Source organism: Streptomyces sp. DG2A-72, assembly GCF_030499575.1.
In the GTDB taxonomy this organism is placed as follows: Bacteria; Actinomycetota; Actinomycetes; order Streptomycetales; family Streptomycetaceae; genus Streptomyces.
In genome coordinates this window covers 9906956-9931512 of the sequence record NZ_JASTLC010000001.1, presented here as the reverse complement: position 1 = coordinate 9931512, position 24557 = coordinate 9906956, and the positions used below count along the sequence as shown (strand labels likewise).

Below are 24557 nucleotides of genomic sequence, written 5' to 3'. Positions count from 1 at the left end.
CACCCTAGATATCAGGCGGCTGCGCGACGGCCTTTTCGGCGGACGTATCCAGCGTGGCGGCAAGGCGGCGCCTGCGCTTGGGCAGACCGAACGTCGGGTGCGAGGTGGTCCACAGCGACATCTTGAGAATGCCCGCCTTGATCCGCGCGGCTTTCCGGCCGCCCATGAACTTCGGCTTCTCCTGCGCTTCGTCGTCGACCATGTGCAGGATCCCGTCCCGCCGCCCGAGGCTGATGTGGTTGCCCGAGTGGTCCAGCTTCATGTTCGCGATCTTGCGGCCGGTCAGATCTCCCACGATCGCCTCCATGGCCTGCATGCCGGTGCAGCCGGTCGATGCGCAGGACACCGGCAGCGGCCGGCCGTTGTCGCCGACGGCGTAGACGTTCGGGTGCGAGACCGACCACATGGTGCGATCGACGACGATCCGACCGTCCTCGGTGAACTCGAGCCCGCCGGCGGCGGCGATGGGGGCGACCTGGCGCTCGGCGTCGACGGCGGTGACACGGTCCAGGCGCAGTCGTATCCCCGTGCCCGCGAAGACGTCGGCGAGCTGCGGAGCCTCGATGTCCGCCGGGGACAGCCGGCGGGCCAGGTTCCCGGCCACGTAGGCTCCTGCAGAGCCGGCACCGAGGACGACGATGCGGTGCTTCATGTGATGCTCCCGTCGGTTCGCTTGCTCCTGGTGTTGAGCGGAGCAGCTCTCCGATTGCTGACAGGAACCGCATATGGCGTGGGTCATAGAGCGGCAGATGCACCGCCCCGCGCCGCCCGGGCCGGCGAGGTAGTCGCAGGCGAAGATGGTGCGGACCGCCACCCGCCGCTCGGCGAGCACAGGTCCGCCGTCTCTGCTGCTCTGCGGGGCGCGCCTCAGCGCCGCAGCGCCGCCCTCGCCGGCAGGGTCACTGCCAGCAGGCCCAGTCCCACCGCGCCACCGGCGAAGGCTGCGTACACCAGGGGAGGTACGTACGGGGCCTCGCCGGTGAGGCCGCGCATCATCGGGATCAGCGTCGCGGCGGCGATGGCCGTGCCGAGGACGATGCCGGTCACCGCCACCAGAAGGCCTTCCCAGCGCAGCATCCGCATCACCTGGCGCCGGGTGGAGCCGATGAGGCGGAGCATGCCGAGCTCGCGGCGGCGGTCGAGGACGGTCATCACGAGCGTGTTGACGGCGGCGACAGCGGCGAAGCCGCCGAGGACGCCGGCCATCGTGTAGTTGGCCCAGGCGTTGAGCTCGCGGTCGGTGTTCTGCTCGACTGCGTAGCCGGAGGCGTCGGTGACCTTGCCGAGCGGGGCGAGGGCCTTTGCGTCGCCGCCCCGTACCAGGAGCGTGCTGTCGAAGCCCGAGGTGACGTGGGCGGCCAGGGACGCGCGGTCCATGGTCACCGCGGCGAGGCCGAGCCCGCGGCCGTACACGGCGACGACCTCGGGGCTGGTCCTGGTGCCGTCCGGGAGGTAGATGGGCAGTTTGTCGCCGACCTTGACCTTCGCCGACGTGGCGAGCGTCTTGTCGATGGCGATCCGGCCCTTGCCGACCCGGTCCAGGCTGCCGCTGCGCACGTCGAGGTCCTGCACCTTCGCGAGCTGCGCGCCGGAGCCGGAGACGCCCTGGGTCGCCGAGCTCTGCAGCCACCGGTCGCCGCCCGACCCGACGGGCACGAGCACCTGCGTGTCGAGCAGGCCCACGGCCGCGTCGACGCCGGGCGCGCGGGCGGCCCGGTCGACGGCGTCGGCGGGCAACCCGGCCGGGCCCGTGACCACGTGGTCCGCGGTGACTCCGGCGCGCAGCTGCTTCGCGGCGACATGACTCTCGCTCGTGTGCATGAAGACGAGCGTCGAGGCGAAGGCCATGGCCAGCACGATCGGGGTGATCGCGGAGGCCAGCCGACGGGCGTTCGTACGGGAGTTGGCGGCCGCGAGCGAGGCCGAGGCACCGCCGCCGCTCAGCGGGAGCCCGAACAGCTCCGCGCACAGCCGCGCCACCAGCGGGCCGAGCAGCGCGACGGCGAGCATGAACAGCATGACGACGCCGAGGGCGGCGTTGGCCGCGTCCTCCCCGGCCGAACGGGCGGCGACGACGGTGAGGAACCCGCCGCCGACGAGGGCGCCCAGGCCCAGCACCGTACGGATCACGCCTGGCCGCAGTCGCTCCACCGACGCCTCGGTGAGCGCCTGCCCCGGCTTGATCTTCGCGGGCCGGCGCCCGGCGGCCCAGCCGGCGGCGAGCGCGGTCAGCAGTCCCGCGCCGACGGCGACGACGAGGGGGATCCAGGAGATGTACAGGTCCACGGCCTCCGGGACGGCCCCGCGGTCCTGCAACTGCCCGAACCACCAGTGGGCAAGCCCGATCCCGGGCAGGCAGCCGGCCAGACCGGCGGCGGGCGCGACGAGCAGCGCCTCCGCTGCGACCGCGCGTCGGATCTGCCGCGGAGTGGCTCCGACGGCGCGCAGCAGCGCGAACTCCCGGGCTCGCTGGGCGACGGACAGCGCGACCGTGCCGGACGCCGTGAAGACGGCGACCATGGCGGCGATCCCGCCGAAGGAGCCGCCGAGCCCGGTGAGCATCTCCCTGGCGTACCCGAGCCCACGGTCCTCGACGGCGCCGCGATCGTCGCCGGTGTGCACCCTGGCGCCGGAGCCGGCGAGCGCCTTCTTCACGCCCGCGGCGAGCGCATCGGCGTCGGCCCCGTCCTTCGCCAGTACGGCGATTGCGTCGGCCTTGCCGGGATGCCCGGCCAGCGCGGAAGCCTGGGCGTCGGCGAACCAGCCCGTGGCGCCCTTGGCCACGTCGCCGGGTCCGGCCTTCGCCAGCCCGGAGACGCGGAAGTCGGCGCGCCCGGTGGCGGTTTCGAGCGTGACCGTGTCGCCGACGCCGGCCTTCACGGCCCGCGCAGCGGCGCCGTCGAGTACGACCTCGCCGGTACGGGGTGCGGCACCGGAGGTGAGCGCGGCACCGGTGAAGGCGTGCGCTCCCCAGCCGTGGCCCGTCAGCGCGCCGTCGTCCTGGCGCACCGGGAACGTGAAGTCCGGCACCGCCCCCTCCACGCCGGGCGCACGGGCCGCCTTGTCGGCCAGCGCGGCGTCCACGCGCGCCGTGTCCGGCAGCAGGTCCGCCGACTCGGACCGGCTGTCCCCGCTGCCCGTGACGAAGCGGGCGTACTGGTCCGCGGCCACGACCACCGGCGCCTTGGCATACCGCTCGGGCGGAACCGAGGCGCGGGCGCCTGTCTCCAGGAGGATGCCGCAGGCGGAGACGATCAGCGCCGCCATCATCAGCGCGACGAACGTGCCCGCGAACGACGCGGGTTTGAAGCGCACGGCCGCGCGGGCGAGGCCGTTGGGGGCGAAGCTCCTCACGCCGCCGCCCCCACCATCGCGCCCGTACGGGAGGTGAGGGCTGCCATGTGTGCCGCGATCTGCTCGGCCGAGCCGCGGTCGATGCCGCCGGCGAAGACGCCGTCCGCGAGGAACAGCACACGGTCGGCCCAGACCGCCGCGGCCGGGTCGTGGGTGACCATGACGACGGTGGCCCCGAGGGTGTCCACCGCGTGCCGGAGCAGGCCGAGGACCTCGGCGGCGGTGCCGGTGTCGAGGGCGCCGGTGGGCTCGTCGGCGAACACCACGTCCGGGCTGGTGATCAGGGCGCGGGCGATGGCCACCCGCTGCTGCTGGCCGCCGGAGAGCTCGCCGGGCCGCCGCTTCGCCTTGTCGGTGAGGCCGACCTGCGCGAGCACCGCCTGTGCCCGTCGGCGGTCCCGGCGCTGCCCGGCGAGGCGCATCGGGAGCAGCACGTTCTGCTCGACGGTGAGGGAGGGCAGGAGGTTGAAGGCCTGGAAGACGAAGCCGAGGCGGCTGCGGCGCAGCTCGGTGAGCTGATTCTCGCGCATGCCCGTGATCTCCGTACCGCCCAGGCGCACGGATCCGGCCGACGGCCGGTCGAGACCGGCGGCGCACTGCAGGAAGGTGGACTTGCCGGAGCCGGAAGGGCCCATGACGGCGGTGAACGTGCCGCGTGGCAGGGCGAGGTCGATGCCCGCGAGCGCGTGCACGGCACCGCCGCCGCGGCCGTACTGCCGCCGGACGCCACGCAGTTCGACGGCGAGACCGGGGGTGCCCTGGGCCGCCGGCCGGTCGTCCGTCTTCTGCCGCTTGCCGCTGCGCAGCCTCATGGTCCGTCCTCTCGCGATCTTTTCGAGCCGATGACTCGAAGCTACGGATCACGGTGATCGCGGACCATGGCGGCTGCTGGCGGATCGGAGGTGGGGATAACCCGAGGGCGCCACGAGAGGCCGGGCGGGCCGGGGCCCAGCAATGGGCTCCGGCTACCCGACCACCACAGCTGGTTGTCCAGAAGGATCAGAAGGTAAGGAAAAGGGCACGGGTGAGTGCGGTGCGGGCGGTGGTTCACACCGCTTCGCGCGGATCATTTCGCTGACGCCACGCGGTAGTGGAGGTAGACGAATTTCGAACTGAAGGTGCGCGTCTCGACGAGTTCGAGATCCACCCGGCGCTCGTGCTGGGGAAAGAACGGAATGCCACCGCCCACCAGCACCGGGTGGACCATGACCCGGTACTCGTCGATCAGACCCAGCGCGGCGGCCTCGGCGGCGAGAGTCGCGCCGCCGATCGCGATCTCGCCCTCCGCCGGCTCGGCTCGCAACCGCTCGATCTCCTCCGCCAGGCCGCCGGAGGCCAGGCGGGCATTGCCCTGCACCGCCGACAGCGTGGTGGAGAACACCACCTTCGGGAGCGGATTCCAGAGCCCGGCCCACTCGAGCCCGGCCTCGTCGAGCGATGGATCCTGGTCGGCGGTCTCCCAGTACAGCATCGTCTCGTACAGCCGTCGTCCCAGCAGGTGGACGCCGACCTGTCGAATCTCGTCGATCCAGAAGCGGAAGACCTCCGCGTCGGGCTCCGTCCAGTCGAAGTTGCCGTCCGGCCCGACGATGTAGCCGTCGAGCGAGGCACCCATCGAATAGGTCACGCTGCGCATCAGCAGTCCTCCTCGGTAAAGGTTCGACACTATGACCGCCGGACGCCGCAGAACTCATCACGGCTCGCGGGATCCCCTGGACCGGCCGACAACCGATGGGCGCCAGGTTCTCGTATCGGGTGGCGATGCCTCTGAGGAGCTGATCCGGTACGGCCGGTTTCACGACCAGGCGATCTCGCCATGCCGGGAGACGAAGCGTCCGGTACCGGCGCCGGGCCCCTCGGTGGCCAGGGCGACGATCGCGTCCGTGCCCGCGGTGACGGTTTGGGGGCCGCTGTGACCGTTGAGGTCGGTCGCGGTGTAGCCGGGGTCGGCGGCGTTGACGCGGATGCCCTTGAGCCCCTTGGCGTACTGCGTGGTCAACATCGTCAGCGCCGCCTTCGACGCGGTGTACAGCGGCACGACGACACGCGACTCGGGCCGGTCGGGGTCATGGGTGAGGGCGAGGGAGCCCATGCCGCTGCTGACGTTGACGATCACAGGGTCGTCCGAGCGGCGCAGCAGCGGCAGGAACGCGGTGGTGGTGCGGACCACGCCGATGACGTTGACGTCCAGGACGGCGCGGGCGTCGGCGGCGGTGAGATCGCTGGGATCGCCTACGGGGCCGTGCACACCGGCGTTGTTGATCAGAACGTCGATCCTGCCCTCGTGTTCGGCGATGTTGGCGGCTGCGGAGGCCACGGACGCGTCGTCGGTCACGTCGATGGGGACGTAGCGGGCGCCGAGCGCGGCAGCGGCCTCCTCGCCCCGCTCGCGGTCACGGGCTCCGACGAGCACGGTGTGGCCGTACTCGATCAGGCGGCGGGCGGTCTCGCGGCCGAGACCCTTGTTGGCTCCGGTGATGAAGGTGATCGTCATGCCTTCGATGGTGGTCCCGGCCAGGGAGGCGGACCAGGGAGGCTTCGACGGTAGGAAGACCAGTACCACCCTCGAGCCCACATATACGACCGGGGATGCGGGAGAATGGAGATCATGTCGACGTCACCCGGAACGGGACTGGGCGCGGTGCTCCGCACATGGCGGGACCGGCTGCCCCCGTCGGCCGCCGGGCTGCCGGCGGCGCGCGGGCGCCGGGCGGCAGGGCTGCGGCGGGAAGAACTGGCTGACCTGGCCGGGGTGTCGGTCGACTACATCGTGCGGCTGGAACAGGGACGGGCCACGACACCCTCGGCGTCGGTCGTGGCGTCCCTCGCGCGCGCCCTGCAACTCTCCATCGCCGAGCGGGACCACCTGTACCGGCTGGCCCGGCTCGTACCGCCGGTGGGCGGCACGATCTGCGACCATCTCCCGCCCGGCATGCAGCGGGTCCTCGCCCGCCTCGGGGACGTGGCGGTCGCCGTGTTCGCGGCGGACTGGCAACTGGTGTGGTGGAACCGTGGGTGGGCCGCCCTGCTGGGCGACCCCTCCCCCACGCCGCCCCGGCTGCGCAACTTCGCCCGCGACAGATTCCCGGTGGACGGCTGCCCCGTCCGCCTCGCGCGGTGGCCGGTGACCGAGGCGGACGGCGACGCCACCGACGCCGCCGTCGTCTCCGACCTGCGCCGCGCCACCGGCCGCTTCCCTCAGGACAGCCGCCTGGCCGCGCTGATCCGCGATCTGAACGCGGGCAACAGGAGGTTCGCCGAGCTATGGGCGACGGGTGAGGTGGCCGCGCACCGCGAGGACCACAAGACGATCGACCACCCGTCGGTGGGCCCCATCACGGTGGACTGCGATGTCCTGACCGACGGCGACTCCGAGCTCAAGATCGTCATCATGACCGCGGTGCCCGCCGGCGAAGACGAGACCAAACTCCGGCTCACCGCCGCCGCCTGCCCACCGGCCACCACGCACAACTGATCCCGCCCTACGCGCCGTCCGACCGCCTGCGGGTGCTCGGTGAGTGCTGAATCCTTGCCCGCCGCCACCCCAGTCGCTCCGGACTCAACCACCCTCCCGAGCCACCCCACGAGGCCCGATCTCCACGAACTGACCGTGAGCTGGGGCCTGTTGGAGTCGCCTCGGTGGAGTCGCCGGTGGCTGTGGTGGTACGCCGGGCGTGATGCTGCATGATCCACGATGAGGCGGGGACCGTCCGACCCTTGACATCACCGCCGAAATGCGGAGACCGACCGTCGGTACGCGGGACGGCGACATCCGCGACCTGGTGCTGCGGACCTTCGTCGACCCGTTCTTCGTGGACCGTGCCGAGGACTGGCTGAACCGGGAGGCCGACTCCCTGACCATGCTCACGGGGACGGACGTGCCGGCTCCTGGACTGGTCGCGGTTGATCCGACCGCCGCGCATTGCGAGTATCCGTCGCTCCTGATGACATATCTGGCGGGCCGGACCGTCCTCGAAGATGAGGGATCGGAGGCGCGCGCCCCTTTGTCGGCCCGTCAACTCGTGGCGATCCAAGCGTTGCGGCCCGCCGAACGGCCCGGGAGTTTGAGGCGTTGACGACCGCCGACGCCGTCGTCGTTCCGAAGGGCGCAGACGCGGCGGTGTGGGCCAAGGCGATAGACGTGATCCGCAAGCCGGCGCCGCCCTATGAAGGGCGATTCCTGCACCGGATCTCGATGTGGCGCACTGCTCCACCAATCTCGCGCCGCTGCACGGCCCGGCATGGGGTCCGCCGTTCGCTGAGGCGGAAGAAGTGCGGTCGGTGGCGCGGCCGTGGCAGGAAGCGGGGAGGGCGGAGCTGACTACGCGGGCTGTGGAGGAACGGCTGGATGCCTATGTCACCGCCCTGATGGACACGCTGGGCTGAGCCAATCGCGTCAGGTCCGTCCACAGCGGACGACAAAAGCAAAGGCAAGGAGATTGTGTACTCCTTGCCACTCTCAACCTATAGCGCACTGGGGGGCTTGCGGCAAGGCCCTGGTCGTCCCACAGAATGGGCGGCCAAAGCCAGAAGCTGCGGAAATGACGGATTCACACAGTACGTGCGCTTTTCACGTAGCGGACGGCCGAAATCCAATCCCGTTGAAAGGGCGTTCTGATGATTGACGTGATCGTGGTCGGCGGCGGCCCGAGCGGTTTAATGCTGGCCGGCGAATTGCGGTTGCACGGGGTGCACGTGGTCGTGCTGGAGAAGGACGTGGAGCCGACTCCGATTGTCCGCTCGCTCGGCCTGCACGCGCGCAGCATCGAGGTGATGGATCAGCGCGGGCTGCTCGACCGTTTCCTGGCGCTCGGTCAGCAGTACCCGGTCGGTGGTTACTTCGCCGGAATCAGCAAGCCCGCGCCGGAACGGCTGGACACCTCACATCCGTACGTCCTCGGCATCCCGCAGACCACCACCGACCGTCTGCTGGCCGAGCGCGCCATCGAGCTCGGCGCCGAGGTCCGGCGCGGCTGCACGCTGGCCGGGCTGACCCAGGACGACCATGGGGTGAGCGCCGAGCTGGCCGACGGCACGCGGCTGCGCTCGCGCTACGTGGTCGGGTGCGACGGCGGCCGCAGCACGGTGCGCAAGCTGCTCGGCGTGGGCTTCCCCGGCGAGCCCAGCCGGGTCGAGACCCTGCTGGGCGAGATGAAGGTGACCGCGGAGCCGGAGACGCTGGCCGCCGTGATGGCCGAAGTCCGCAAGACCGAGAAGCGGTTCGGGGCCATGCCCCTCGGAGACGGGGTGTACCGCGTCGGCGTGCCCGCGGAGGGGGTGGCCGAGGACCGCTCCGTACCGCCGACTCTCGAGGAGTTCCAGCGCCGGCTGCGGGTGATCGCCGGCACCGATTTCGGCGTGCACTCACCACGCTGGCTGTCCCGCTTCGGCGACGCCACCCGGCTGGCCGAGCGCTACCGGGTCGGCCGGGTGCTGCTGGCCGGCGACGCGGCGCACATCCACCCGCCGGTCGGCGGGCAGGGGCTCAACCTCGGCATCCAGGACGCGTTCAACCTCGGCTGGAAACTGGCCGCCGAGGTGGGCGGCTGGGCACCGCAGGGGTTGCTGGACAGCTACCACACCGAGCGGCACCCGGTGGCCGCCGACGTGCTGACCAACACCCGCGCGCAGATGGAGCTGATCTCCAACGAGCCGGGCCCCCAGGCCGTACGCAGGCTGCTGTCGGAACTGATGGACTTCGAGGAGGTGAACCGGTACCTGACCGAGAAGATCACCGCGACCGCGATCCGCTACGACTTCGGCGAGGGCCACGAACTCCTCGGCCGGCGGCTGCGGGACGTGGAGCTGAAGCGGGGGAACCTCTACGAGCTGATGCACGGCGGTCGCGGGCTGCTGCTCGACCAGACCGGCCGGTTGTCGGTGGCGGGCTGGGACGACCGGGTCGACCACGTTGTCGACGTGAGCGAGGAACTGGACGTTCCCGCGGTACTCCTCCGGCCGGACGGCCACGTGGCCTGGGTCGGCGACGATCAGCAGGATCTGCTCAGCCGACTGCCCAAGTGGTTCGGCGCAGCCGCCAGTTGAGCGCGCGCCGCCTCCCTCGCGGCCTGCCGTGGGCTTCAGATCCACGTGTCGAGCCACATCCTGGCGCGCCAGTCGGCGTTCGGGATCGTCTGTCCCATGTAGATCGGGAAGAAGTAGATGAAGTTCCAGGCGATGAGCAGCACGAGCGCACCCGCCGCCACCGCACCCTGGATGCGGCGCTTCTCAGCCGCTCCCGGCGGCCCCAGCACCGCTCCCAGCATCATCGTCACGGCCAGGCTCAGGTACGGCACGAAGACGACGGCGTAGAAGGAGAAGATCGTACGGTCCTGGTACAGGAACCAGGGCAGATAACCGGCGCTCACCGCGCACAGGATGGCGCCGGCGCGCCAGTCGCGGCGCAGTGCCCATCGGTAGAGCAGGTATACGAGTGCGCAGCAGGCCGACCACCACAGGAGCGGCGTGCCGAGCGCGAGGATGGCCTGTGAGCAGTCGGTCGTCGTAGTGCAGCCGTCCTTCCCGGGTGCCGGCGACTCGTAGTGGAAGAGCACCGGGCGGCCGAGGACCAGCCAACTCCAGGGGTTGGACTCGTACTTGTGGGCAGTTTGCAGCCCCACATTGAACTGGTAGACCCCGTACTCGTAGTGCCACAGGCTGCGCAGCGGAGCCGGAATCCACGACCAGGTGCCGCCGCGGCCGTCCGCCCAGTGGCGTCCGGAACCGTTGTCGGACAGGAACCAGCCGCTCCATGTCGCCACATACGTCACCACACTGACCGCGGCGAGGGACAGCACCGACCAGCCGAGGTCCTTGCGCAACACCGCACGATACGGGCGGCGGGCCCCCGCCACGCGGCGGGAGCCGACGTCCCACAGCAAGGTCAGGGCCACGAAGAGGACCAGGAAATACAGGCCGCTCCATTTACTCGAAGCCGCCAGCCCCAGGAAGACGCCGGCTGCGAGCCGCCACGGACGTACTCCCGTCCCGGCATGATCACCCGTGTGCCCGTCCGGTCGCGTACGGCCGTCCTCACCGACCGGCAAGGCCGCCGCGAGCCGGGCCCGCGCCTGGTCCCGGTCGATCAGCAGACATCCGAACGCCGCCAGTACGAAGAACATGACGACGAGGTCCAGCAGAGCGGTACGGCTCATCACCACATGCAGACCGTCGACCGCCAGCAGTGCGCCGGCCAGGCAGCCCAGCATCGTCGAACGGAACAGGCGGCGGCCAATTCGGCACAGCATCAGCACCGACAGCGTGCCCAGGACCGCCGTCATGAAGCGCCAGCCGAACGGGTCGAGGCCGAACATCCCCTCGCCGAGGGCGATCACCCACTTGCCCATGGGCGGGTGTGCGACGAAGGCCCCGGTGTCGGAGAGCAGGATCACCTGAGGGTCCGCGAGTACCTGCGGGTCGGCGATCTTGCGGTCCGGCCAGGTGCCCTCGTAGCCGAACCGCAGCAGGGACCAGGCGTCCTTGGCGTAGTAGGTCTCGTCGAAGACGAAGGCATGTGGACGGCCGAGCTGCCAGAAACGTATCGCTCCGGCCAGTACGGCGACGAGTACCGGCCCCAGCCAGTCCATCGCCCTCGCGAGGCGGGAGGCCGGTGCCGGGCTTAAGCCCATGAATTCCCAGAGGCGAGTGGACGGGCTCGGAAAGGGCGGAACCAGGCGCTCGCGGGTGTCGGTCGGGGGGTGTCCGGTGTATCCGAACTGGCGAAGCCGATAGCGCCAGTTGCTGGGCGCCGCTCTCGGACGGGTGCCATCAAGGACATGGGAACGGGGCGCGTTGCTACTCGTCACCGGATGACCTTAAGCAGTGACGTGTGGGGTGGGTGGGCGGTCTTGCAGTTAGGGCGGGAAGCACGTCGTACGACAGGTATGGAGCAGCAGTGATGTGGGTCCTTGCCGCGGGGCGTGCGGGGTCAGTTCTGGCAGGTGGTGACGCCGCAGCAGGCGTCGTCCGCGGCAGGCGTCGCGGCGGTGTGCGGGCCGGTGGCGGTGGTGGGCTTGGTGGCGTGGACGATGGCGGAGTGCATGCCGCCGGCGACCGAGTGGGTCGGGGTGATCTCGATGTCCGTGAAACCGGCGGCCTCCAGGCCCGCGCGGTATTCGGCGAAGGACAGGGCTCCCGCGATGCAGCCGGCGTAGTCGCCGCGCTCGGCGCGCTGTCGGGTGGTGAGGGTGTCGTCGGCGACGATGTCGAAGACGCCGATCCGGCCGCCGGGCTTGAGCACGCGGAAGGTCTCGGCGAAGACGGCGGGCTTGTCGGCGGACAGGTTGATGACGCAGTTGGAGATCACCACGTCGATGGTGTTCGCGGGCAGCGGGATGGATTCGATGGTGCCCTTGAGGAACTCGACGTTGGTCGCGCCCGCCTTCTCCGCGTTGGCCAGGGCGAGGGCGAGCATCTCCTCGGTCATGTCCAGCCCGTACGCCTTGCCCGTCGGTCCGACGCGGCGGCCGGAGAGCAGGACGTCGATGCCGCCGCCGGAGCCGAGGTCCAGGACGCGTTCGCCCTCGCGCAGCTCGGCGACGGCTGTGGGGTTGCCGCAGCCGAGGGAGGCGGCGACGGCCTCGGCGGGCAGCGTGTCGCGCTCATCCGGGGCGTACAGGGTGGAGCCGAATTTCTCGTCGGCCTCGACCGGCTGCGGTCCGCAACAGGCGGTGCCGCCTTCGGTGACCTGCACGGCCGCCGCCGCGTACCGCTGACGGACGGTTTCGCGCAGGTCGGTGGACTGCTCGCTCATGACTCACTCCCGGGTGGTGGGGCGTGGTGCATCTCGGAACGGCCTGTATTGATGTCTATTGATGCAACTTTGCTCCTTGAATCGAAAAACGTCAACATAGAGGCATATCGAAACAAGCGCTAGAGGTGATCGACGCTCGACCGGTTCCGGCTCGACCGACGGCGCCTACGTGACCTGGTGACCACCGTCGTCGACGGCTACGTTGTGCAGCGGGAGCGAGTTGGATGACGCAGCGGACATGGGGGCGCGCGGGATGAAACGGCTGTGGGGGCTCGGCGTGGCGGTGGCCGCGGGGGCGATGGCGCTGCTGCTCACGGGGTGCGGCACCCCGACGGATTACAGCGAGATCGTCACGTTCACGGACGAGCACGGCCGTGTCTGTACCGCGGCGGTGGTGGTCGACCAGGAGCAGAACGAGGGCGACGACTACGAGATCTCCAGCCTCGACTGCGACTACCCGCCGGAGGGCCAGACACCGGGGCCCACCCGCTACTCGCCGCTGCCGGAGCGGGACGCGGACTGACCGGCCTCAGCCGTCGAGGCCGGACGCGACCGACCTCAACTCCTCATCGCCGGACCTGGATCGGCGCCGTTCCACGGCCCAGCGCCGCCAGGCAAGCGCAAAGCCCACTCCGGCTATCAGCGCGGGCACGGCCAACTCGGTCGCCAGCGATGCCACCCAGTCGGGGTTCATCTGCCGCGTCAAGCCGCTGGTGTACTGGCAGGTCGCCTGAGGCGGGAAGAAGCTGTACTCCAGCGTCTTCGGCACTTGGGTCCCCCAGTCCGCCCCTGCCGCGCAGGCCGACGACGGCCCCGCGACCAGCCGCCATCCGGCGAACGCGTAGACCATGAGGAAGACGGAGCCGGTCACGAAGAACGCCGCTCCCGTACGGCGTAGCTTCGCGGACCTGGACATCGGCATGACCAGGTCGCTGCCGAGTGGCGGATCGAGACACTCGGCGATCAGGGCCACGAGCAGACAGGCGACCAGGACCAGCAGGCTGCCCCAGAGCAGCACGCTGAGCACTCCCCCGCCTCCGATCGAGGAGACCTCTCCGTACTGGAACTCGCAGATGGTGGCGGGCGGAAACGCCTGATCCCGCACCCGCAGGAGTCGGCCCGGCCCCTGCGTCAGCCCGTGCATGCACCGCTCGTCGAACTCGAGCATGCCGAACAGGGCGATGGCCGAGCCAACCACCACAGCGCCGAAGGAGATTCCTGCCGCGGCCCATAAGCCGCCCGTCCGGTAGCCGCCATACGTACGTGCGTTTGACATTCGCGCACAGTAACCGACCGCACGGCCGGCAGCTGAAGTGCGCCGCCGGACGCTGCCGTTCGCCACCGAAGGCTCAGTCCACGTCCCCGTAGGACGTACCGACTTTCAGAGCGTCCACGTAGTGGTCCACCGAGTTGGAGTCGGCGCCGTAGACGCCCCACTTCGGGTGGTTCTCGTCCGTGCGGTGGTCCTGTACCTCGCTGTGCTGGACGCCGAACCTGACCTCGTTCGTGACATCAAGTAGCTGGCGGGCCAGAGTTCAGAGGACATCCGATGACTGCCGCTGCTGGCGTCCAGCCTGAGTCAGTCGGCCCTTTCGACATACGACGCCAGGTTGGCCAGCGAGGAGGCGATCCCGTCCTCGTGGGCCGCCTGGTCGATGCCGGGTGGCACGCCCGTGGCGGTGACGGTCACCTCGGTCCCGTCACCGGCGGCAGCGAGGTGCCAGGTCATCGTCATGGTGCCCGCGTAGGACGGGTCGTCGGCCTCGAACACCGCCCGCTGCACCACGCGCTCCGGCGGCACCAGGTCGGCGAATTCGACGTCGACGACGTCCGTCGCGTCCGACGTCTTGCCGGGGCTGTCGGTGGGGTCGAGGTAGGTGAGGACCATCCGGAACCCGCCGCCGGGCCGGGGATCCCACCGCTCGACCCGCCCGCGCATGCCGTCCGGCGGCAACCATGCCTCCAGGGACTCCCGGTCGAGGAGGGCTCCGTAGACAGCCGCGGGCGGTGCCGCGATCACCCGGCTGGCACGGTCGGTCCTGTCCATGAGCAGAGTCTAGGACCGAAGATCTCTCTCGTGGAGGCGCGCGTGGAGTCAGTCGCGGTCATTGCGTCCCGCAGCGACCGCGCAAGAGCTCGACACCGTCGCCTTCGAGGTCGTCGCAGTACGTCGCGCGCCCGGTCATCGCCATGACCAGCGCCAAGGTCGTACCCGAGACGAGCGGCCCGGATCCGGTGGTGAAGGGGCCGTCCTTCGCGACGAGTTTCAGCCCACCGAGGCGCCCCTTGGCCACGACCACGAGGTCGGAGCCCCGGTAGTACTCCGCCACCAGCGTGACCACGTCGATCGGGTAGTCACGGCCGATGCCCAGCGGGCGGCGGATGTCCTCCGCGTGCACGATCGTCTCGCCGAGCATCGCGATGACGGGGAGGGGAGGCTTGGTCGTACTGGAGACCACACGCTGGAATCTCGCCAGCGTCTCGGCCGGCGTCGCACCCAGGTGCTCGGCCAGCCGCATCGCCACCTGCCGGTCGAAGTCGAACCGGCAGCGGAGCACACCCGCCAGCCACCGCACGGAGTTGAGACTCGCCGCGGCAGTGAGATGTGCCAGTACCTCACGCACCGTCAACTCGGTGCACAGCGACGGCGTTTCCCACTGCTCGTCCGTCAGACCCGCGAGATCAGCCGCCAGCGCCGCTCGCTCAGTACGGATCAAGCGCCAAACGCCGGTCTTCCGGGAGCCGTCTGCTGTCAATTCCGGTTCGGTCATGCGGGAGCGTCTCCTGTCAGGGGCCTGCTCTACGTCGCACCGGGCCGGGACAGGTGGCGTCCGGGCCGGCGGCTTGCCGAAGAGAAGACCGTTGTGCCGGGGCGAACTCATCGCCCGCACATGTCACGGCCTGTGGCTGGGAGCCGCACCGACCCAGCGGTGATACGTATCCACGTCGACGTTGCTGCCGCAGACGATGGTGACGACGTGCCGGCCGGCGAAGCGGTCACGGTCTTCGAGGATCGCGGCGATGCCGAGCGCCGCCGACGGTTCGACGACGAGGCCGGCATGGTCGAGGAGCATCCGCATACCGGCGATGATCGACGCCTCCTGGACCAGGACGGCGTCGTCGGCGAGCAGGAGGAGGTCGTCCAGGACGGCCGGGATGGGACGCCGGCCGGCGACACCGTCGGCGATGGTGTTCGTCGAGTCGGTGGTGACCACGCGCCGCCCGCGCCACGACTGTGTCATCGCCGGTGCGCCCAGCGGCTGGACGCAGATCACCTCGACGTCGGGAGCCAAGGCCTTCAGCACATGCCCCACACCGGTGGCCAGCGCCCCGCCGCCCAGAGCGATCAGCACGGCGTCGAACGACGGCGCCGCCTCCACCAGTTCCAGGCCGATGGTCGCGGCGCCCTCGCAGGTCTCGATGTCCAGGCTGTCTTCGACCAGCCGGATCCCCTCGTACCGTGCGATGGCCGCCGCCCGCTCGCGAGCCATCTCGTGGTCGCCGTCCACCAGTTCCAGCCCGGCGCCCAGGTCACGGATGCGGTCAAGCTTGGCCAGAGTCGCGAAGCGGGATGCCACGACGGTCACATCGAGCCCCCGGCCACGACCGGACCAAGCCAGAGCCTGGCCCAGGTTGCCCGCGCTGGCGCACACCGCGGCCCGCGAGCCACCGTCGGCGAGCAGGCTCGCGACCACCTCGGTGCCGCGGGCCTTGAAGCTGCGGACCGGGTTCGCCGTTTCGAGCTTGATGCTCACCGTGCACCCGAGGTGGGGCTCCAGCGGCTCACAGGGGTACAGCGGAGTGTCGAGAAAGGTCGGGTCGATCACCCGGCGAGCCGCCCGGATCCGAGCAGTGTCGAGGCGCGTCGTCTTGGCGTCCATGCGTCACATTCTTCCGTCGGGGTCCGTCAGTGACGTGACGAAGCAACACGACCCCCACTCGGGTCGGACCCGCAAAGGCAAAGGAACGGACACCACGATGCTGACCAACATCATGTACGTGACGCTCTACGTCACCGACCAAGACCGCGCGCTGCGGTTCTACACGGAACAGCTCGGTCTGGAGGAGCGCGTCGACGTTTCCAGTCCGCTGGGGCGCTTCCTCACCGTAGGCGTCCCCGGCAGTCCGGTCGAGATCCTCCTCTGGCCGCACGCCGCGGCCTCGGGGCAGCCGGCCGAGGCGGACCCGGTTACCGCGCCCGGTCCGGTCTTCCTCGAATCGGACGACCTGAGGAAGGACTTCAAGGTGCTGCGCGACCGCGGTGTGGCATTCGACCAGCCCGAACCGGAGGACTACGCGTTCGGGGTCCGCATCGAGGCGGTGGACCCGGACGGCAACCGGATCTCGCTGCGCCAACGCAACCGGTCGAGCGGTAGCGACAACTGACCGCCCGTAGGCCGTGTGTGGTCGGCGCCGTACGGCGCCGACCACACCTTCCGGGTCGGCTCGCGCCCCCTACGGCGGCGCCGGAGCGCACCCGTGCATATACCTGCCGGTTTGATGCGCGGGCGCTCACCCCATACGGGGAATTGAGCCCCGGCCGTCTGTTCGCGGCACCCGGCACCCGATGCACTGGGGCATCAACCGATCATCCACATCTGTAATTCCAGCCCAACAACCCACGAACACGTCAGGTCACCCCGAACAGCCCCGGGCGGGCAGTGCAGCAATTCGGCGCACTACTAGGAGGCTTTGATGGCACTCACGCAGTGGACGAGGTCAATGGAGTGGCTGGCGGCGGCGTCGGAGGATCCCCGTGCCTGCAAGGAGGAGTGGCAGAACGGCAGTACCGGGGTCACACTGCTCGCCGCCGGACGGTTCTGGGACGTACTGGTCGTGCCGGAAGAACTCGGGCTGCGGGTCGCCGAGCTCCTGGAGGAGCTGCCGCTGCTCAACCCCGGCCCCTGCCTGCTGGATACCCGTCGCCGTCATGTGGGCTTCCTCCTGCCCCCGGAGCCGTATGCGGTCTGGATCGGCACCGGACTGCGCCTGCTCGGCAGGGGGACTTGGATCGCCGCTCCCGCGCCGCACTGCCGCTGGGGCGCGCTGCGCTGGATCGTTCCGCCGGACGGCACCGGCACCCTGACCATGCCAGAGGTCCTGGAAGTGGCACTGCAGCGGGTCACGAGCGAGTTGTCCCGCCTCCAGGGACTCCCGGGTCTCCCGGCACCCACCGCGCACAGCCAGACGACGACGTCGGACACACACTGGGGCGATGGTCCGCACGTGTCCGTTGCACGGAGGCTCACCGGCGATCAGAGTCCGGCGGTTGCGCCCCGCCGACGTTCCACTCTTCGCGCAGATCGTCCATTTGTGCCTGCGAGGAGCGACTGACCCCGGTCCTGGGGGAACCCGAACCACGACTGCTGGGGATGTCACGAATGACGCCGTGACGGGGCCTGGCCAGGATGGCGGTATGGCTTCCTCTTCCCTCCCCCGGCGGGAGTTCGTAGCTGCAACTGCCCTGGCCATGTCGCCTCTTGTGGGTACGTCCGTCGCACGCGCCCAGCCGGCCCGGCGCCCGGCGAGGCGGCGCTTGCGTCTGCCCGAGCCGACAGGACCATGCACGATCGGTACGGTTTCGCGGCGGCTGGTGGACCGTACCCGACCCGACCCATGGATCCCGTCGCTGCCGTACCGCGAGTTGATGATCAGCGTCTGGTATCCGGCCCTCGCGCCGGGCCGTGGCCATGACCTCGCGCCGTACATGGAACGCGGGGCGGCCCAGGCCTTCGACGCGCAGTCGCCCCACCGGATCCCCGCGGGCACGGTGGACTGGACGGGCACACGCACACACGCCTCCCGGGAGGCGCCCGCGGATCCACGGGGCGGGCGGCGGCCGGTCGTGCTGTACTCGCCGGGCGCCGGGGATCCGCGCAGCTGGGGCACCGTGCTGGTGGAGGAACTGGCCAGCCAGGGGTTCGTCGTCGTCACCGTCGACCACACCTACGAGTCCCCGGGGGTGCAGTTTCCCGACGGCTCGGTCAGGACCAACGAGGTGCTGTTCGAGGAGTTCGCGCGGGCGCAGCGCGAGGGCACTGTGCCCGCGCTGCTGGAGAAGACGCTGCGCGTCCGGGTCGCCGACGCGCGGTTCGTCGTGGACCAGCTGGGTGCACTGCCGCACGGGATGTCCGACGTACTCGATCTGCGTCGGGTCGGTATGGCCGGCCAGTCGGGGGGTGGGTTCACCGCCGCGCAGAGCATGTACGAGGACAGGCGGATCCACGTCGGAATCGACCTGGACGGCACGCTGGAGTTCAACCAGGAGCCGAACGGAACCAACCTCTCACCGGTCGCCCGGCACGGCTTGGACCGGCCCTTCCTCCTGATGGGCCGAGAAGGCAGCGACCACGCGGGGACCGAGCCGTCCTGGGCGGCGTTCTGGTCGCACAGCACCGGTTGGCGCCGCGATCTGACTCTGCGCGGCTCCCGGCACCAGACGTACACCGACCTCGCCGCGGTGATGCCGCAGACCGGGCTCGGCCAGGATGTCGTCGAGGAGGCCATCGGCACGATCGAACCAGCCCGCGCGGTCGCGACGGTCCGGGCCTGTGTCACCTCGTTCTTCGACCGCTGGCTCCGAGGCCGCGACGACCACCTCCTCGACGGCCCGTCGCCACGGCTCCCTGACGTCTCCTTCGTGCAGTAACCACCCAGCGCCGTACGGCGATCGCGTCGTGGTGCGACTCCGGTGGAACCGCGGCCGTGGCTGAGGCGCTCTTGCGCGTACGGGATACGTGCGAGACGAACAGGAGGGGTGCGTGCGGGGACGTATCGGCAAACGGCAGTTGGCGTTCGGGGGCGGTGCGGCAGGTCTCGCGATTGTCCTCGTCGTGGAGTCCGTGCTCGCGGACGACGAGCCGCCGGACATCGCCGCGCCGCACGCCTGCCGGACCACCGTCCGCGGCACCGCACCGCTCGACGGAACCGCCCGCGTCAAGCCGCCCACCGTCGCCTCCCCCACCCCCGACTTCGACGGCGGCGGCTGCACCGACCTCGCGGCCTCCGTGTTCGAGCGGGACGGCGCCCGCGTGATCGTCATGTGGGGCTCACCGCGAGGGCTGACACACGCCGCCCGGGTTCCGGGGACGGACGGCAGCCGCGTCCCCGGGATGCGGGAGGCCATCCTCGAGGAGCAGCTCGCCGCCGGTGACGTCGACGGTGACGGGCACGCCGACCTCGTGTTCGGACTCGGCTCCGACAAGGGGCTGTTGAAGGGCCCGTTCCGGCGGGACGGCACTCCCGCCGGAACGGGTCCGCTGCCCGCGCCTCGAATGCCCGCCGGTCTGCCGCGCGTGGCGGCGTACCGGGATCTCGTCGCCGGGGACCTCAACGGCGACGGCATAGACGACCTGGTGAGCTTCCACGACGACGACACCGGCGGCGAGGAGGCGTGGTCCGACCTGCACTGGTCCGGCAGTCACCTGCGGGGCGGCCGCGACGGCTTCGCACGGCCCGACGACACGCACGTCCCTGCCGGGGCGACGGCCACGGTCGGCGACGTGGACGCGGACGGCTACGGCGACCTGATCGTCAGCCCTCGGGGCGGCCGGGCGAGCCGCAGTTCGGTGACCGTGACGTACGGCACCGAGAACGGCCCGGGGCCCCGGACCACCGTCCTCGACCGGGACTCTCCGGGCGTCCCCGGCAAGGAGCCCCGGAACGAGGACGCCGTCTTCACGTCCCTGGACGCCGGCGACGTGAACGGCGACGGCTACGCCGACGTCGTGGCCGGGGCACCCCGGGCCGAGGTGTACGCGCAGGCGGGCCCGGAGGAGGTGCTGCTCTTCCTGGGCGGACGGCACGGACTGACGGGCCGCGGCGCCCGCGTGCTCGACGAGAGCGACGTCCAGGGCGTCCCGGGCAGGAACCATGCCTTCGGGCAGGCCGTCGGCCTCACCGACCTCGACGGCGACCACCGGGCCGGACTCGTCGTGTCGGCACCGGGCGACGACGCCGCGCCCAGCTCGGCGTGGCTGCTGCCCGGCACCGCCGACGGCCCCTCCGCCCAGGGCGTCACCCGCCTGCACGGCGGTTCCTTCGGCGATCCGGAGGACCTGCGGTCTCTCCTGATGGGCTGGGGGATCGCCCGCTGAGCGCTCCGCTGGCTGTGTCGATATGCGGCTCCGCCGCGGGGCCGCGCTGTGCCGTCGATCGGCTGCGGCACCGTCGTGGCTGGTCGCTCCCCCACTCTCGGCTTCGCTCGAGCGGGGGGACCCCATCGCGGCGGGGCCGCATATCGACACAGCCCCGCGCCCCTGAGGGGCGCGGCCAAACCGCAGTGGATTTCATCCGACCTGCTTGGGACGGAGTCGTACCGTCCCTTCCGGCGCCCCCGGTCACATGTTGATCATGTGGCCGGCCAGCCCGTGGATGGCCTCCTTGACCGCCTCGCCCAGTGTCGGATGGCCGTGGACATTGCGCGCGACCTCGTGGACGGTCAGGTCCCACTGCTGGGCGAGGGTCAACTCCGGGAGGAGCTCGGTGACTTCGGGGCCGATCAGGTGGGCGCCGAGGAGTTCGCCGTACCGGGCGTCGCTGAGGATCTTCACGAAGCCCGCGGTGTCGCCCAGGCCGTGCGACTTGCCGTTGGCGGTGAACGGGAACTTCGCCACCTTGACGTCGTAGCCCTGTTCGCGGGCCTGCGCCTCGGTCCAGCCGAAGCTGGCGATCTGCGGCTGGCAGTAGGTCGCCCGCGGAATCATGACGTAGTCGAGCTCGATCGTCTCGGCGTCGGCGATCGTCTCCGCGGCCACGATGCCCATCGACTCGGCGGCATGGGCGAGCATCAGCTTCGCCGTCACATCGCCGATGGCGAAGATGTGCGGGACGCTCGTGCGGCAGCGGGCGTCGATGTCGATCGCCCCGCGGTCGGTGAGCTTCACGCCCGTGTTCTCCAGGCCGTAGCCCTGCACGCGCGGCTGGAAGCCGATGGCCTGGAGCACCTTTCCGGCCTGCAGTGTCTGCCGCTGGCCGCCCGTGGTCACCATGACCTTGACCGAGTCGCCCGAGTCGTTGATCGCCTCGACCCGGGTGGAGGTCAGCACATTGATGCCGAGCCGCTTGTAACGGCGGGTCAGTTCCGCGGAGACCTCCTCGTCCTCCAGCGGGACGATGCGGTCGAGGAACTCGACGAGGGTGACCTGGACGCCGTAGTTGTGCAGGACGTAGGCGAATTCGACGCCGATGGCGCCGGCGCCCGCGATGATGATGCTCTCCGGGAGCGTGTCGGACAGGATCTGCTCCTCGTACGTCACCACGCGCTCGCTGAGCGAGGTGCCCGGCAGCAGTTTCGTGGTGGCGCCGGCGGCGATGATGCAGTGGCCGAAGGTGACGGTTTCCGTGCCGCCGTCGGTGAGGGAGACCTGGAGGGTGCGGTCGTCGCTGAAGGTGCCGCGGCCGGTGAACTGGGTGATCTTGTTCTTCTTCATCAGGTAGTGGACGCCCTTGACGCGTCCGTCCGCCACCTTGCGGCTGCGGGTGAAGGCCGCGCCGTAGTCGAAGGTCACGTCGCCGTTCACCTGGATGCCGAAGGTCTTGGCCTCCTGCGTGAAGATGTGGGCCAGCTCCGCGTTGCGCAGCAGCGCCTTCGACGGGATGCACCCCACGTTGAGGCACACGCCGCCCCAGTACTTCTCCTCGACGATCGCCACGCTCAGGCCGAGCTGGGCCGCCCTGATCGCTGCCACATATCCCCCGGGGCCGGCGCCAGGACCACCACGTCAAAATGTGCGCTCATGCCGGCCAGCCTAGGCCGTTTTCGTTCGGATCATCCAAGCCGTTTCAGCTGACGCTGTGGCGAAAACGGGCCGGGGCCAGCCAAGCCGGTGGTCCACCGCCGTTGGGCCAACAAGGTGAGCGTGGTCGAGGCCGCTCACACCCGTACCGCCGACCCCCGCTCGCTCATCCGCGGCGCGCACAGGATCCGCTTCCTGCGCACCCGCTTCCCCTCGATCGCCGCGACGGTCAGCCGGGCCGCCTCCACGGCGATCTCGGCCAGCCCCCAGTCCACCGTGGTCAGGGGTGGCGTGAGCACCCGCGACACCGGGTGGTCGTCGAAGCCGACCACGGACACGTCCCGGCCCACTTCCAGGGAGGCCTCGGCCGCCGCCCCGTACACGCCGTACGCCAGTGAGTCGGAGAAGCAGAACACGGCGGTCGCGGACCAGTCGCCGTCCAGGACGCGCCGGGCCACCGCCGTCGCCTTGCCCAACTCCTGCGGACACGGCACCAGTTCGACCCACAGCCCCAGCCGGTCGGCCGCCTCGCGGACGTACACGTCGGCGGGCCGGCCGGGTGTGCTGGGCCGGGTCGGGGTCAGCACGGTCACGCGGCGGTGGCCGAGTCCGTGCAGATACTCCAGTACGGCGTCAATGCCGGCCCGGTTGTCGAAGATGACCTGCCCGGCCGTGCGGGCCCGGCTCAGCGAGTCCCCGACGGCCACGACCGGCAGTGCGTCGGCGATCGCGGCCCAGCCCTCCGCCGAGGGGTTGACGGGAGAGACGAGCAGTGCGTCGACGCGCTGGTCGCGCAGCTGCTTGGCGAGCGCCAGTTCCCGCTCGGGGTCGCCGCCCGCGTCCAGGATCAGTGCGTAGTGGTCGCTGGCCAGCAGTTCCCGGCCGATGGCCGCCATCAGCTGCTGCTGCCAGAGGTCCTGGAGATCGCCGGCGAGGACTCCGACCATGCTGGTGCGCCCGCTGGCCAGGGCGCGGGCGATGGGGTCGGCCTCGTAGCCCAGCTCGGCCGCCGCCTTGCGTACCCGCTCCTCGGTCTCCTTCGAGACCTGCTTGCCGCGCAGGGCATAGGAGACGGCTGCGGTGGAAAGGCCCGTGGCCTCGGCCACCTCACGGAGGGTGGTGCGCTTATTGGGCCTGGCCATGGCGGGAAGCCTACCGGGCCCTGTCCGCACTGTGGGCGCACACTTGACACGACATGCGGTTAACCGCTTAAGTTAACCGCATCACTGAAGCGCTTAACAACCATGCCGTCTCCCCCGTCAACCTGCGCTTCCGAGGACTTTCAGCGTGCTCATCGACGTCCACCAGCACATCTGGCCACCCGCCTTCATCGAGTTGCTGCGCGCCCGCACCACGCCGCCGTGTCTGGACGGCTGGACCCTGCACCTCGCGGGCGAGCCGCCGTACGTGGTCGACCCCGCCGATCACGACGTCGCCGCGCGCGCCCGCCTCGCCGCCGCGGACGGTCTCGGCCTGGCCCTGGTCTCGCTCTCCAGCCCGCTCGGCATCGAGTACCTGCCGCCCGCCGAGGCCACCCCGCTGCTGACCGCGTTCCACGACGGCGCCCTCGCGCTCCCGGCCCCCTTCGGCGTCTGGGCCTCGCCCTGTCTGTCCGAACCGGACCCCGAGGCCGTCGAACGCGAGCTGCGCCGGGGCTGCGTGGGCCTCCAACTCCCCGCCACGGCACTGCTCGACGCCGCGGGCTGGCAGGAGTGCGCCCCGCTCCTGGACGTCCTCACCCGCCTCGACAAGCCCCTGTTCATCCACCCCGGCGCCACCCCGGCCACCCGGGACACGCCCCCTTGGTGGCCCGCGCTGGTCCCCTACCTGCACCAGCTGCACGCGTCATGGTTCGCGTTCCGCGCCTTCGGCCGCGCCCGCCATCCACGCCTGCGGGTCTGCTTCGCCGCCCTCGCCGGCCTGGCCCCGCTGCACGGCGAGCGGCTGGCGGCCCGGGGCGGCGGACGCGGCGAGATCGACTTCGACGTCTTCTACGAGACGTCCTCCTACGGGACGCGCGCCGTGGACGCCCTCGTCCGGGCCGTCGGCATCGACGTGATCGTCAGCGGCAGCGACCGCCCGTACGCGTCCCCCGTCATCCCCGACATCGGCACGGGCGCCGCCGTCCACGCCCTGCGCACCACCAACCCGGACCGCCTGCTGCGAGGCCGCACATGAGCCTCGCCGACGGAAAGACAGAAAGGAGCCACCCGTGACCTACGAGTCCTTGCCGGACCGCACGCTCGACAAGCACGAACTCCGGGCACTCGTCGACGAGCTCGCCGCCCGCCCCGAGCACTGGCGCGAGCAGGTCGCCTTCTCGGACGAGCAGCGGCACTACGCCTCCCTGTACCGGGACGAGTACGTCGACGTATGGCTGCTGTGCTGGACCCGGCAGAACGACACCGGCTGGCACGACCACGACCTCTCCTCGGGCGCGGTCCGTGTCGTCCAGGGAGCGCTCAACGAGTCCAACCCGCGCATCGGCGGCAGCCATCTGTCCAGCACGGTCGGTGCCGGCGGAGCGTTCTGCTTCGGGCCCGAGCACATTCACCGCCTCACGGGTGCCACCGACGACACGGTCTCGATCCACGCGTACTCGCCCCCGTTGTGGCGCCTCGGCCAGTACGACATCACCGCGGACGGTGTGATGCGCCGCATCTCCGTCTCCTACGCGGACGAACTACGGCCCCTGGACAACCCGGCCGCCTGAA

General features: G+C 70.6%; 21 protein-coding genes and 2 pseudogenes. 10 read left to right on the top strand and 13 right to left on the bottom strand.

Annotated features, from left to right (window positions below):
• Positions 1–4: 4 nt before the first annotated feature.
• The 5 genes from QQY66_RS47010 to QQY66_RS46990 form a co-directional block, all read right to left on the bottom strand.
• Complete coding sequence (locus QQY66_RS47010; protein WP_301986653.1) at positions 5–652, bottom strand: hypothetical protein; 648 nt, start codon at positions 650–652, stop codon at positions 5–7.
• A gap of 215 nt (positions 653–867) precedes the next feature.
• Positions 868–3354: an FtsX-like permease family protein gene (locus QQY66_RS47005; RefSeq protein ID WP_301986651.1), complete on the bottom strand. Its 2487-nt coding sequence runs from the start codon at positions 3352–3354 to the stop codon at positions 868–870.
• Positions 3351–4166 carry an ABC transporter ATP-binding protein gene (locus QQY66_RS47000; protein ID WP_301986649.1) on the bottom strand — a complete coding sequence of 272 codons (816 nt, stop codon included), beginning with the start codon at positions 4164–4166 and terminating at the stop codon, positions 3351–3353. The genes QQY66_RS47005 and QQY66_RS47000 overlap by 4 nt, the downstream gene beginning before the upstream one ends.
• Positions 4167–4420: 254 nt before the next feature.
• Positions 4421–4990 (bottom strand): dihydrofolate reductase family protein, encoded by a 570-nt coding sequence (locus QQY66_RS46995; RefSeq protein WP_301986648.1) that lies wholly within the window; start codon positions 4988–4990, stop codon positions 4421–4423.
• Positions 4991–5149: 159 nt separating this feature from the next.
• Positions 5150–5848, bottom strand: coding sequence for an SDR family NAD(P)-dependent oxidoreductase (locus QQY66_RS46990; RefSeq protein WP_301986647.1), 699 nt, complete (start codon positions 5846–5848; stop codon positions 5150–5152).
• A 105-nt stretch (positions 5849–5953) separates the two neighbouring features.
• On the opposite strand from QQY66_RS46990, the gene QQY66_RS46985 reads away from it, so the two are divergent.
• From QQY66_RS46985 to rox, 3 genes and pseudogenes are all read left to right on the top strand, one after another.
• On the top strand, positions 5954–6829 hold the full coding sequence (locus tag QQY66_RS46985; protein WP_301986646.1) for a helix-turn-helix transcriptional regulator: 876 nt from the start codon (positions 5954–5956) through the stop codon (positions 6827–6829).
• Between the two features lie 247 nt (positions 6830–7076).
• Positions 7077–7740: pseudogene (locus QQY66_RS46980) on the top strand (phosphotransferase).
• A 231-nt stretch (positions 7741–7971) separates the two neighbouring features.
• A complete protein-coding gene (gene rox, locus QQY66_RS46975; protein WP_301986644.1) occupies positions 7972–9399 on the top strand; it encodes a rifampin monooxygenase in 1428 nt (475 codons plus the stop codon).
• Between the two features lie 35 nt (positions 9400–9434).
• On the opposite strand, the gene QQY66_RS46970 is transcribed toward rox, so the two are convergent.
• On the bottom strand, positions 9435–11159 hold the full coding sequence (locus QQY66_RS46970) for a dolichyl-phosphate-mannose--protein mannosyltransferase (RefSeq protein WP_301986643.1): 1725 nt from the start codon (positions 11157–11159) through the stop codon (positions 9435–9437).
• Positions 11160–11281: 122 nt separating this feature from the next.
• A complete protein-coding gene (arsM, locus tag QQY66_RS46965; protein WP_301986641.1) occupies positions 11282–12106 on the bottom strand; it encodes an arsenite methyltransferase in 825 nt (274 codons plus the stop codon).
• 220 nt (positions 12107–12326) lie between these two features.
• Between arsM and QQY66_RS46960 the strand changes: the two genes are divergently transcribed.
• Positions 12327–12629: a hypothetical protein gene (locus QQY66_RS46960; RefSeq protein WP_301986639.1), complete on the top strand. Its 303-nt coding sequence runs from the start codon at positions 12327–12329 to the stop codon at positions 12627–12629.
• Between the two features lie 6 nt (positions 12630–12635).
• Here the strand turns inward: QQY66_RS46960 and QQY66_RS46955 are convergent, their stop codons facing one another.
• From QQY66_RS46955 to QQY66_RS46940, 4 genes are all read right to left on the bottom strand, one after another.
• Positions 12636–13382, bottom strand: a complete 747-nt coding sequence (locus QQY66_RS46955) for a hypothetical protein (RefSeq protein ID WP_301986637.1) — start codon at positions 13380–13382, stop codon at positions 12636–12638.
• Between the two features lie 303 nt (positions 13383–13685).
• Positions 13686–14153, bottom strand: coding sequence for an SRPBCC family protein (locus tag QQY66_RS46950; RefSeq protein ID WP_301986635.1), 468 nt, complete (start codon positions 14151–14153; stop codon positions 13686–13688).
• Positions 14154–14211: 58 nt separating this feature from the next.
• Positions 14212–14877 (bottom strand): maleylpyruvate isomerase family mycothiol-dependent enzyme, encoded by a 666-nt coding sequence (locus QQY66_RS46945; protein ID WP_301986634.1) that lies wholly within the window; start codon positions 14875–14877, stop codon positions 14212–14214.
• A gap of 123 nt (positions 14878–15000) precedes the next feature.
• Positions 15001–15987: a threonine/serine dehydratase gene (locus QQY66_RS46940; protein WP_301986633.1), complete on the bottom strand. Its 987-nt coding sequence runs from the start codon at positions 15985–15987 to the stop codon at positions 15001–15003.
• Positions 15988–16084: 97 nt separating this feature from the next.
• Here QQY66_RS46940 and QQY66_RS46935 point away from each other — a divergent pair, with 97 nt between their 5' ends.
• The 4 genes from QQY66_RS46935 (at position 16085) to QQY66_RS46920 (ending at position 20202) form a co-directional block, all read left to right on the top strand.
• Positions 16085–16492 (top strand): VOC family protein, encoded by a 408-nt coding sequence (locus tag QQY66_RS46935; RefSeq protein ID WP_301986632.1) that lies wholly within the window; start codon positions 16085–16087, stop codon positions 16490–16492.
• A gap of 309 nt (positions 16493–16801) precedes the next feature.
• Positions 16802–17440, top strand: coding sequence for a hypothetical protein (locus QQY66_RS46930; RefSeq protein ID WP_301986631.1), 639 nt, complete (start codon positions 16802–16804; stop codon positions 17438–17440).
• 259 nt (positions 17441–17699) lie between these two features.
• The gene (locus tag QQY66_RS46925; protein ID WP_301986630.1) at positions 17700–18755 is read left to right on the top strand and encodes a hypothetical protein; all 1056 of its coding nucleotides are present in this window, start codon (positions 17700–17702) and stop codon (positions 18753–18755) included.
• 112 nt (positions 18756–18867) lie between these two features.
• Positions 18868–20202, top strand: a complete 1335-nt coding sequence (locus QQY66_RS46920) for an FG-GAP and VCBS repeat-containing protein (RefSeq protein WP_301986629.1) — start codon at positions 18868–18870, stop codon at positions 20200–20202.
• A gap of 243 nt (positions 20203–20445) precedes the next feature.
• Here QQY66_RS46920 and lpdA read toward each other — a convergent pair.
• Together lpdA and QQY66_RS46910 are read right to left on the bottom strand one after the other, a co-directional pair.
• Positions 20446–21845: pseudogene (gene lpdA / locus QQY66_RS46915) on the bottom strand (dihydrolipoyl dehydrogenase).
• Positions 21846–21980: 135 nt separating this feature from the next.
• On the bottom strand, positions 21981–22985 hold the full coding sequence (locus QQY66_RS46910) for a LacI family DNA-binding transcriptional regulator (RefSeq protein WP_301986628.1): 1005 nt from the start codon (positions 22983–22985) through the stop codon (positions 21981–21983).
• Positions 22986–23130: 145 nt separating this feature from the next.
• Here QQY66_RS46910 and QQY66_RS46905 point away from each other — a divergent pair, with 145 nt between their 5' ends.
• Entirely contained in the window at positions 23131–24021 is an 891-nt protein-coding gene (locus QQY66_RS46905) for an amidohydrolase (RefSeq protein ID WP_301986626.1), read from the top strand.
• 34 nt (positions 24022–24055) lie between these two features.
• Positions 24056–24556, top strand: a complete 501-nt coding sequence (locus QQY66_RS46900) for a cysteine dioxygenase family protein (protein ID WP_301986625.1) — start codon at positions 24056–24058, stop codon at positions 24554–24556.
• The last annotated feature ends 1 nt before the right edge of the window (position 24557 follow it).

What these genes read in the sequence shown, in the direction of transcription:
- QQY66_RS46930 (WP_301986631.1), top strand. Translation starts at nt 16,802, where the DNA reads ATGGCACTCACGCAGTGGACGAGGTCAATGGAGTGGCTGGCGGCGGCG.
- QQY66_RS47010 (WP_301986653.1), bottom strand. Translation starts at nt 652, where the DNA reads ATGAAGCACCGCATCGTCGTCCTCGGTGCCGGCTCTGCAGGAGCCTAC.
- QQY66_RS46910 (WP_301986628.1), bottom strand. Translation starts at nt 22,985, where the DNA reads ATGGCCAGGCCCAATAAGCGCACCACCCTCCGTGAGGTGGCCGAGGCC.
- arsM (WP_301986641.1), bottom strand. Translation starts at nt 12,106, where the DNA reads ATGAGCGAGCAGTCCACCGACCTGCGCGAAACCGTCCGTCAGCGGTAC.
- QQY66_RS47000 (WP_301986649.1), bottom strand. Translation starts at nt 4,166, where the DNA reads ATGAGGCTGCGCAGCGGCAAGCGGCAGAAGACGGACGACCGGCCGGCG.
- QQY66_RS46955 (WP_301986637.1), bottom strand. Translation starts at nt 13,382, where the DNA reads ATGTCAAACGCACGTACGTATGGCGGCTACCGGACGGGCGGCTTATGG.
- QQY66_RS46990 (WP_301986647.1), bottom strand. Translation starts at nt 5,848, where the DNA reads ATGACGATCACCTTCATCACCGGAGCCAACAAGGGTCTCGGCCGCGAG.
- QQY66_RS46995 (WP_301986648.1), bottom strand. Translation starts at nt 4,990, where the DNA reads ATGCGCAGCGTGACCTATTCGATGGGTGCCTCGCTCGACGGCTACATC.
- QQY66_RS46945 (WP_301986634.1), bottom strand. Translation starts at nt 14,877, where the DNA reads ATGACCGAACCGGAATTGACAGCAGACGGCTCCCGGAAGACCGGCGTT.
- rox (WP_301986644.1), top strand. Translation starts at nt 7,972, where the DNA reads ATGATTGACGTGATCGTGGTCGGCGGCGGCCCGAGCGGTTTAATGCTG.
- QQY66_RS46935 (WP_301986632.1), top strand. Translation starts at nt 16,085, where the DNA reads ATGCTGACCAACATCATGTACGTGACGCTCTACGTCACCGACCAAGAC.
- QQY66_RS46985 (WP_301986646.1), top strand. Translation starts at nt 5,954, where the DNA reads ATGGAGATCATGTCGACGTCACCCGGAACGGGACTGGGCGCGGTGCTC.
- QQY66_RS46950 (WP_301986635.1), bottom strand. Translation starts at nt 14,153, where the DNA reads ATGGACAGGACCGACCGTGCCAGCCGGGTGATCGCGGCACCGCCCGCG.
- QQY66_RS46940 (WP_301986633.1), bottom strand. Translation starts at nt 15,987, where the DNA reads ATGGACGCCAAGACGACGCGCCTCGACACTGCTCGGATCCGGGCGGCT.